This window comes from Candidatus Planktophila sp. (assembly GCA_030681675.1).
In the GTDB taxonomy this organism is placed as follows: domain Bacteria; phylum Actinomycetota; class Actinomycetes; order Nanopelagicales; family Nanopelagicaceae; genus Planktophila.
Window position 1 is genome coordinate 19,101 of the sequence record JAUXRP010000039.1, and the last position, 7,977, is coordinate 27,077.

Annotated in this window: 10 protein-coding genes; 5 read left to right on the top strand and 5 right to left on the bottom strand. The window is 45.1% G+C overall.

The window, feature by feature from the left end; translation table 11 throughout:
* The first annotated feature begins 9 nt into the window (after positions 1-9).
* On the top strand, positions 10-864 hold the full coding sequence (metF, locus tag Q8K48_06975) for a methylenetetrahydrofolate reductase [NAD(P)H] (protein ID MDP1852140.1): 855 nt from the start codon (positions 10-12) through the stop codon (positions 862-864).
* Complete coding sequence (locus tag Q8K48_06980) at positions 854-1,474, top strand: CDP-alcohol phosphatidyltransferase family protein (protein ID MDP1852141.1); 621 nt, start codon at positions 854-856, stop codon at positions 1,472-1,474. Before metF ends, Q8K48_06980 begins: the two co-directional genes overlap by 11 nt.
* On the opposite strand, the gene crtI is transcribed toward Q8K48_06980, so the two are convergent.
* The 4 genes from crtI to Q8K48_07000 are packed head-to-tail and all read right to left on the bottom strand — an operon-like array spanning position 1,428 to position 5,502.
* Positions 1,428-2,939 (bottom strand): phytoene desaturase family protein, encoded by a 1,512-nt coding sequence (crtI, locus tag Q8K48_06985; GenBank protein ID MDP1852142.1) that lies wholly within the window; start codon positions 2,937-2,939, stop codon positions 1,428-1,430. The genes Q8K48_06980 and crtI overlap by 47 nt on opposite strands.
* The gene (locus Q8K48_06990; GenBank protein ID MDP1852143.1) at positions 2,936-4,009 is read right to left on the bottom strand and encodes a glycosyltransferase family 2 protein; all 1,074 of its coding nucleotides are present in this window, start codon (positions 4,007-4,009) and stop codon (positions 2,936-2,938) included. The genes crtI and Q8K48_06990 overlap by 4 nt, the downstream gene beginning before the upstream one ends.
* A 6-nt stretch (positions 4,010-4,015) precedes the next feature.
* Positions 4,016-4,819 carry a carotenoid biosynthesis protein gene (locus Q8K48_06995; protein MDP1852144.1) on the bottom strand — a complete coding sequence of 268 codons (804 nt, stop codon included), beginning with the start codon at positions 4,817-4,819 and terminating at the stop codon, positions 4,016-4,018.
* A gap of 26 nt (positions 4,820-4,845) precedes the next feature.
* The gene (locus Q8K48_07000; protein ID MDP1852145.1) at positions 4,846-5,502 is read right to left on the bottom strand and encodes a hypothetical protein; all 657 of its coding nucleotides are present in this window, start codon (positions 5,500-5,502) and stop codon (positions 4,846-4,848) included.
* 158 nt (positions 5,503-5,660) lie between these two features.
* Here Q8K48_07000 and Q8K48_07005 point away from each other — a divergent pair, with 158 nt between their 5' ends.
* Together Q8K48_07005 and Q8K48_07010 are read left to right on the top strand one after the other, a co-directional pair.
* On the top strand, positions 5,661-6,290 hold the full coding sequence (locus Q8K48_07005; protein MDP1852146.1) for a class I SAM-dependent methyltransferase: 630 nt from the start codon (positions 5,661-5,663) through the stop codon (positions 6,288-6,290).
* A 7-nt stretch (positions 6,291-6,297) separates the two neighbouring features.
* Positions 6,298-7,287 carry a sodium:calcium antiporter gene (locus tag Q8K48_07010; protein ID MDP1852147.1) on the top strand — a complete coding sequence of 330 codons (990 nt, stop codon included), beginning with the start codon at positions 6,298-6,300 and terminating at the stop codon, positions 7,285-7,287.
* 12 nt (positions 7,288-7,299) lie between these two features.
* Here Q8K48_07010 and Q8K48_07015 read toward each other — a convergent pair whose 3' ends face one another.
* Positions 7,300-7,470, bottom strand: a complete 171-nt coding sequence (locus Q8K48_07015; GenBank protein ID MDP1852148.1) for a hypothetical protein — start codon at positions 7,468-7,470, stop codon at positions 7,300-7,302.
* Positions 7,471-7,577: 107 nt separating this feature from the next.
* Here Q8K48_07015 and Q8K48_07020 point away from each other — a divergent pair.
* On the top strand, positions 7,578-7,977 hold a 400-nt coding region (locus Q8K48_07020), incomplete at its 3' end, for an alpha/beta hydrolase (protein ID MDP1852149.1).

Here is a 7,977-nt window from a genome sequence, read left to right on the forward strand (position 1 = left end):
CCTCACACCGTGGTAGTCCGCACTTCGTATTCCTTAGAGTTTTTTCCCCCCAAAGACGGTGAGGGTGAACAACGTTTGTGGAGTGCGCTTGAGGATTTAGAACACATTGCGCCAGAGTTTGTTTCTGTAACGTACGGTGCGGGAGGTTCGACCAGGAATAGAACTATCGGTGTGACTGAAGAGGTCACTCACCGAACGAAGATTCCCACTGTGGCACATTTAACATGTGTTGGCTCAAGTCGCCAAGAGTTAATCTCAATTTTGCACATGTATCGCAGCGCTGGCATTCGCGGCGTACTTGCCTTACGTGGAGATCCAGCGGGTGGGCCGCGAGCTCCATGGACGCCAACATCTGATGGTTTTACCCATGCAGATGAATTAGTGCAGTTAATCCACGAATTCGGAGGATTCGAAATTGGAGTCGCTGCTTTTCCAGATGGGCATCCAGCTTCGCAGGGTGATTTTAAAAAAGATGTTGATGTGTTGTTGCGTAAAGAGCATTTGGGAGCCACATTTGCTACTACTCAATTTTTCTTTGAGGTCGCCAAGTGGGAACAGCTTGTTTATGCACTACAAGCTCGAGGCTCGAAAATGCCGATTATTCCAGGGATTTTGCCTATTACAAATGTGAAGCAGTTACGCCGAATGGCAGAACTCGGCGGAACACCAATTCCACCCTCGGTTTCGGAGGCATTTTCTAAGGTAGAAAATGACCCAGATGCCGTACATGCATTAGGAATCGAACTTGCTAGCACGTTGTGCGAGGATTTATTGCTCGCTGGCGCTCCAAGCCTTCACTTCTATACTATGAATAGTTCAACGGCCACTAATCAGATATATAGGAACTTAAATAATGCTCACTAAAGACGAGTTCTATACTAAGTGGAGCCAGCTCCATAGTGATGCTCCCATTACAGGTGCGGTGGCATGGTGGCTCAAAATTTCTTATCGCTTCGGCCTCATTGCAACGCTGCTTCGAATCTCTCCAAATCTTTTAACTCTTTTAGGGCTCATTAGTGCGGCAATGAGCGCCTTAACTGCGACTACGTGGTGGGCCATATTTTTCCTTGTTTTCTCTCTCTTTTGTGACGGGATAGATGGAAGTGTTGCAATTTTCCAGAAGCGAGACAGTGCATGGGGTGCAACGCTTGACTCAGTAGTCGATCGGATTAGCGAAGCGTTCTGGTTGTATGCCCTCTATGTGATCGGCGTACCTGCTTGGTTAGCAATCGCAATTTGGTGTGTTGCCGCCTTTCAAGAGTATGCGCGTGCAAAATTGAGTTCGCTGAAAATTAAAGATATTGGCGTGGTAACTCCGGCTGAGCGTCCAGTTCGTGCAAGTTTTCTCTTTACAGCTTTAATTATGTGGCAGCTAAGTATTCCAGGAGTTGTTCTCCTATCCTGGCTCTTTTTGGTTTTGCAGGTAATTAGTTTTGCGATGGTAATTCGTTTTGCGCGCGTCCAATTGCGTTAGCGACAATTTCACCGCTCATCCCAACTAATGGCAATCCACCACCCGGGTGCGCAGATCCACCCACACAGTAAAGTCCTTTGATTGGAGAGCGATTCTTAGCTCGCAAGAAAGCGGCACGAGCTCCATTACTTGATGTTCCATAAATTGAGCCACCAGGAGCAGATACGGTGCGCTCTAAATCGGCCGGTGTTCTAACTGTTAGTGATTCGAGGCGATCGCGAACTGAAATTCCCTGAGCTTCTATGCGATCAATTATTGAGTTGGCATATTTTCGATTAAAGTTTTCATCGTTCCAATCAAATCCATGTGGACCATGGGGCGGAACATTTACAAGCACTGACCAGCTTTCAAGATTTTCCCCTTTTACCATTTGGTCATCATAGGGAGCGCAAATATAGATCGTAGGATTTTTTGCCGGCAATTTCTCTGAAAAAATCGAATTGAATTCTGCATCATAATCATGAGTGAATAAAATTGTGTGGTGGTTAAGCACGGAAGTTTTAGACTTTCGAAGACCCAAAAGTAGTGTAAATCCAGCAATTGAGGCATCGGCTCGAGCGATATTTTTCCGAACTTTACGAAGTTTTCGATTTTCTGACTTTATTAGGTGGTTATAAATGAGCGATGCATCGGCATTGGCGATAACGGCTTCAGATTCAATCTCAGTTCCATCTGCCAAACGAATACCAAGGGTTACTCCCTTTTCAATAACTATTTCCTCGACTTTGCTATTGAAGTGAAATTTCACCCCCACATCTATACAGCGTTGATGAACCAAGGTTGCTAAAGTTCCAACTCCGCCTTTTATATGCCAAGCCCCAAAAGCCTCTTCCACATAGGCGATAGTGGCTAAAACTGCAGGGGCTTTTCGCGGATCCGATCCGCTATATGTCGCATATCGATCGAGAATATATCGAAGTCGCTGGTCAGGGAGGGTCTCTTTGGCAAAGTTACGCAGTGATTTCCATGGGGCGATAATGAAAATATCTCGAATTAGGGTTTTTCGCTTGAGAAAGGCTAAAGGAGATTTCAACTCTGACTCAACGAAGGGTTCGCGCGATACATCCCACATACGTGTTGCGCGTTTCATCATCTGGTCCCATTGATTGGCGCTAACTTCTCCAAAAACGCCTTTGATGGCATTAAGGGTGTGATGACGTGAAAGATTTGCAAACGTCACATGAGTACCATCTGCAAATCTGTAATCAAATGATGGATCTACGGGGAGAATTTCACAGAGAAGACCAAGTGGTTTGCCGGTACGAATAAAGAAATCTTTATATACAGCTGGAAGGGTTAAAAGGGATGGGCCGGTATCGAAAGCAAATTTGCCTATCCATTCAGTACGTAGTTTCCCACCATAGGTATCAGATGCTTCGTAAAGGCTGACTGAGTGACCGGCGCGAGCTAAGCGAGCTGCGGCCGTCATCCCGCCCATTCCGGCGCCTATGACCGCAATCTTCATACCGTGCGACCTTTCCACTGAACATCCCCACGCATTACATACGAATAGAAAATTAAATAGATAAGCAATGTACTTGAAATTGAATGCAGTAGTGAATCAAGGATTCTCATGCGTGAGAGGTGGGCACTCAGAATGCGAGTCACGACCATACATATAAAGGCAATCCAACCCCAGAATGATCCCGTGAGCGCCAAAATTAACGGTGCAACTCCAGTAAGAAAGAGAATAAGGGTGGCACTTATTGAGCCAATTATTGATCCAAAGGCATGTCTTAATGATTTGCCGTAACCGGCCTCGATTTCGCTCCAGGATGAGTACATTCGGCATTCAGCGATTTTTGCACCAGAAACAACAGCCCCATGTGACCCTGTTTTGATCAAGCGTCGGGCAAGAAAGACATCATCTAATACCGCGTTTTTAACCGCTTCATATCCACCGGCCACATCTAAAGCCCGCTTTTTGACAATAAAGAACTGACCATTTGCAACTGCCATTGATGAATATGAGGTGCGCTCTGAAAGGCGAAGTAAGAGCGTGCTCATCCAAGACCATTGTAAAAGCGGTTGAATTAACCGCTCACCAAATGTCTGAGCTATCTGATGGGGATAGGGAGAAAGGAAATCTAACTGTGCTGATTTCATTAAAGTAATCGATTTACTAATTGCATCGTGTGTCAAACGTACGTCGGCATCGATAGAGACGATTATTTCTCCATGTGTTTGAGCTAAAAGTTGATGCAATGCCCACACTTTTCCAATCCAGCCAGTTGGCAGTGGTTCACCCTGAATCAATCGAAAATTGGGCCTCTTTTCAATTTCAACACTTACTAGATCAAAAGTTGAGTCATCAGAGTTGTCGTCTAGGAGAATGAATTCGACGTTGGTAAGAGAAGTCTGTGAACTCAAATTATTAATGAGTCCAATAATGTTATTCGCCTCATTACGAAGTGGCACAATTACGCTCACAAATTCGGAGATTTCGCTATCTTCTAGAGGTTTACGGATGGTGATGAAATTAATGAGAGAGAGAAAAAACGCAATAAAAGTAGGAAAAACAATTAGCCAAGGCATAGATTTCTATGGACGCCCCAACCAACGTGTAAATAGATAGGGAGTCAATACAACTCCAAAAACTCCTCCAGCAAAGAGTGCAATTCCTGGTCGATCAAAGAAGTAGAGATTTCCAACAATGCCTGAAAATAGCGCCCACACTAAGAAGATATCGATTGCAGAAAAGGATGCACCAACTCTGCGGCGATCACGAGGTAGTATGAGATTCAAAATGCCAATCAAACCCATTCCAGTAAGTAACCAACCAAAAGTATTTGACAGTGGAATCTCTGGCTGAAAAGGTACATGAGCACCATTTACAACCCAAGTCCAACGACCCGAAGTGACCATTAAAGGATCTAAAAACAAATCCCATGCAGCAAGTGCAGTTCCGCCATAGAGAAAAACCCAATTGCCAGCGACTCTCCGTGATGCAACAAGAACTGGATGCACCATCATGATCCAAGCAAATGGGACAACAAAAGGAACAGAGAAAATTCTAAAGCCCAAATCTGCCGAGTATGAGTATTCACCAAAAGGCCATGAGGTTAAAACGCCAATATGCTCTATGGCCAGAGCAAACGAGAAAGTAACTGCCAGATATAGAAATGCATAACGCGCACCAAATGCAAAAAAGGCATGCAAGAGCATTGCGCCAGCACCCCAATACACTATTGCCAGAGTTAGTACACGCAGCGCTTCTCCATTGACTAAGGGATAAGCAATTTGCAGAACTATTGCGATAGATAAAACTGCAATGAGCAGAGAATTCATCCGCTTTGAATTTCCCCTGCCTTGATCTCGGCGTGGGGAATACTGGCGGATCGACATGGATTAAGTCTGCCCTATATCAAGGTTTAGTTATTAATCGAACCTCGAATTTCTTGTACCGCAAAGCGTGAGAAAAGCTCCTCTGAGTACCACTTGTATTTGGCCGTAGCGGCAATGGCCTCATTATGGGCATCGCCTCGATATGCAAAATCTCGTAAGGCAGCCGGTGATTCCCAGATGGAAAAAGTGCCTTGCAATCCAATCGGAGCTTCGCCGATTCCGATGGCGGCAATTAAGCCAGGTGCCGATGTGAGCGATGCCGTCACCGGAGGAACGGCCCGCCAAAAACGCAGATTTTGAGACCACCTAATGCGCGCTCTGGTCACAGCAATTACTTGGCCGTTCCACTCTTTAACCGTTGGAGTAAAAGGCGCTTGTCCGGCCCACTTTCCATGGGCAGAGATGGGTTCGATGATTGCTCGAAACTCATGGATAGAGTTTTTGCGCCACTGCCTAACGACAAATGAGTTATTGAATACATCAACATCGCCAACTTCTGCAATTAACCCCCAGCGAAGCGGATTGGCATCACGCGGTGTAAATGTTTCGCCCTTACCGGTGCCTAGCGATTTAAAGAAACCTACATTTGGAGAACTTCGTAAAACAAAGCGATCAACTGCCATTGCGACTAAAGCGAATGGAATCGCACGAGCTTCAATCTTCCAAAAATAGGCAACGATCACTACATACCAACCATGGTTAGCCGCGATCGATCACAGTTATTTTCTCTCACACTAACTCCACAGTACAGAAAATGCTCTCAATGTTCTCATTCATGACAAAAAGTTTAGTCTATTGCAACGATTATTGGACTTGCACTTGAATGGGCTAAACTGGATTCATGGCATTGGAGTTGGCAAATCATTGGGAAAACCTGCATCGAAATAAATTTACCGACGTGGGGTGGTGGCAAAATCGGGATGACCTCTGGCTTGACCTGATATTCGATCTTCAACTGCCCAAAGAATCAGCAATTATCGATGTAGGCGCAGGAGCCTCCTTGCTTTTAGACGCACTAATTGACAGTGGGTTTTCCAATGTGAGCGCACTTGATATCTCTTCGGCAGCGGTTTCACGACTTAAAGAACGCCTTGCCAGCACGCCAGCCAAGATTGAATTTCATGTAGGTAATGTTCTGCAATTTAAAGTTAATGAAAAATTTCAACTTTGGCACGATCGTGCAGCCTTTCACTTTTTACTTACTTCATCTGAACAGAGTTCCTATGTAAGAGTTGCTGCGGACAGTATTAGTGCGAATGGCTATTTAGTTTTAGCAACTTTCGCACCAGATGGACCTGAGAAGTGCAGTGGATTACCCGTTTTTAGGCACTCAAAGGATTCCCTCGCCGAACTTTTCGCCGACCATTTCAATTTGGAGTGGGCTAGCGAGAGAATGCACCTAACTCCTTCGGGTAGTCAACAGAACTTCACTGTCTGTCGATTTAGACGGATCGACAAATCGAAAAGGTAACTGCTAAATGCTCATTCACATAGTTGCGTTGCTCACTTGCGCCGTAGTCATATACCTAGCCTGTGAAATCTTCGTAAATGCTGTCGAATGGCTCGGGGTTCGTCTCAACATGGGCACCATCGCAATTGGGACAGTTCTGGCGGCAATCGGAACAGCGCTTCCAGAGAGTGTCGTCACACTCGTAGCAGTGACAGTAGGCAATTCTCCTGAATCGAAAGATATTGGGGTTGGAGCAGCAATGGGAGGTCCACTTGCATTGGCAACAGTTGCATATGGAATTTCAGGATACATGTTACTCAACAAGAAACGCGGACCTAATCCCCTGAAAAATGTAGATTTGAAACAATTGCCAAAAGATCAAATGTGGTTTCTCGCAATTTTCGTTTTTAAAGTTGCCTTGGGCTTAATTGCATTTTCGTTCAAGCCTTGGCTAGGAGTTCTTTTCTTTGCTGCTTATGGTGCATATTTCATGAAAGAGATGCGTGCTGATTCAGAGAAACATAGCGATATGGATTTAGAGCCGCTCAGGTTGCAGCCAAAGAGAAGGACACCTGCTGGTTGGGCAGTATTAGTACAAACCCTTAGTAGTTTGATTGTGATTTTTGCTGCGTCTCACATCTTTGTCGGGCAGCTGGAGTGGATTGGCCCCGAACTTGGATTATCTGCAACCGTTACAGCGCTACTACTTGCACCAGTAGCCACTGAGCTTCCAGAAATTATGAATGCAATTATCTGGATTCGGCAAGGGAAAGTTTCTTTAGCTCTAGCAAATATCAGTGGAGCAATGATGATTCAAGCAACTGTTCCATCTGGTCTTGGAATCATTTTTACGCCATGGAAATTTGATGCACCACTAATTTTGGCGGGTGTTGTTACCATGATTGCGATTATTTACTTACTTTTATTGCTCAAAACTAATCGATTCAACCCACGTCTTTTGACCGTCTCAACTGCTTTTTATGGAGTTTTCAGTTTGGGTCTAATCCTTCTTAGATAAATTTAGAAAATACTACGCTCGAACAATCATCGGCATTGCAACCGTGACTCGTAGTAATTCAAAGAAGCTAGTTAGATAGACAGCATGTGGGTGTCCAGCAGCAGCCCATGCAACCTCATATTCATTGAGAGCCTCATCTAATGATGTGATTTCTGGTTTTTTAGTCCAACCAATCGGGGACACACCGCCAGTACTTTCTGAAACCAAACTTCCACTAGTACCTAAACATCGGAGAGAAGCGAATACTGATGGCCCTTTTAAAATGTGGCAAATCCAACTAATCTTCCACGATGAAAGAATTACTTTTTACTCGCTCGAATGGCCAGACCGTTGCCTATTTTGATTTTGGACAGAGTGATGATGTCGTGTTCTTCCACCACGGCTCGCCTTCGGCCGGCCCAATTGCCCCCTACATCAGGCGTAACGCCGATGCAAATGGATTTCGAATCATCGAGGTTGTTCGACCAGGTTACGGAAGCTCAACACCGATCTCTGATCGCAGCGTCAATACCGTTTCCCAAATAAATCTCGACATTGCCGATGCTCTTGAAATTGAAAACTTCGCCATTTTTGGAGGCTCTGGCGGAGGACCCCATGCATTGGCTTCGGGACATCTAGCCGGAAGTCGGTGCAAGGCGATATTAATAGCTGCAGGTATAGCGCCTTTCGACGATCCAAATTTTGATTTTG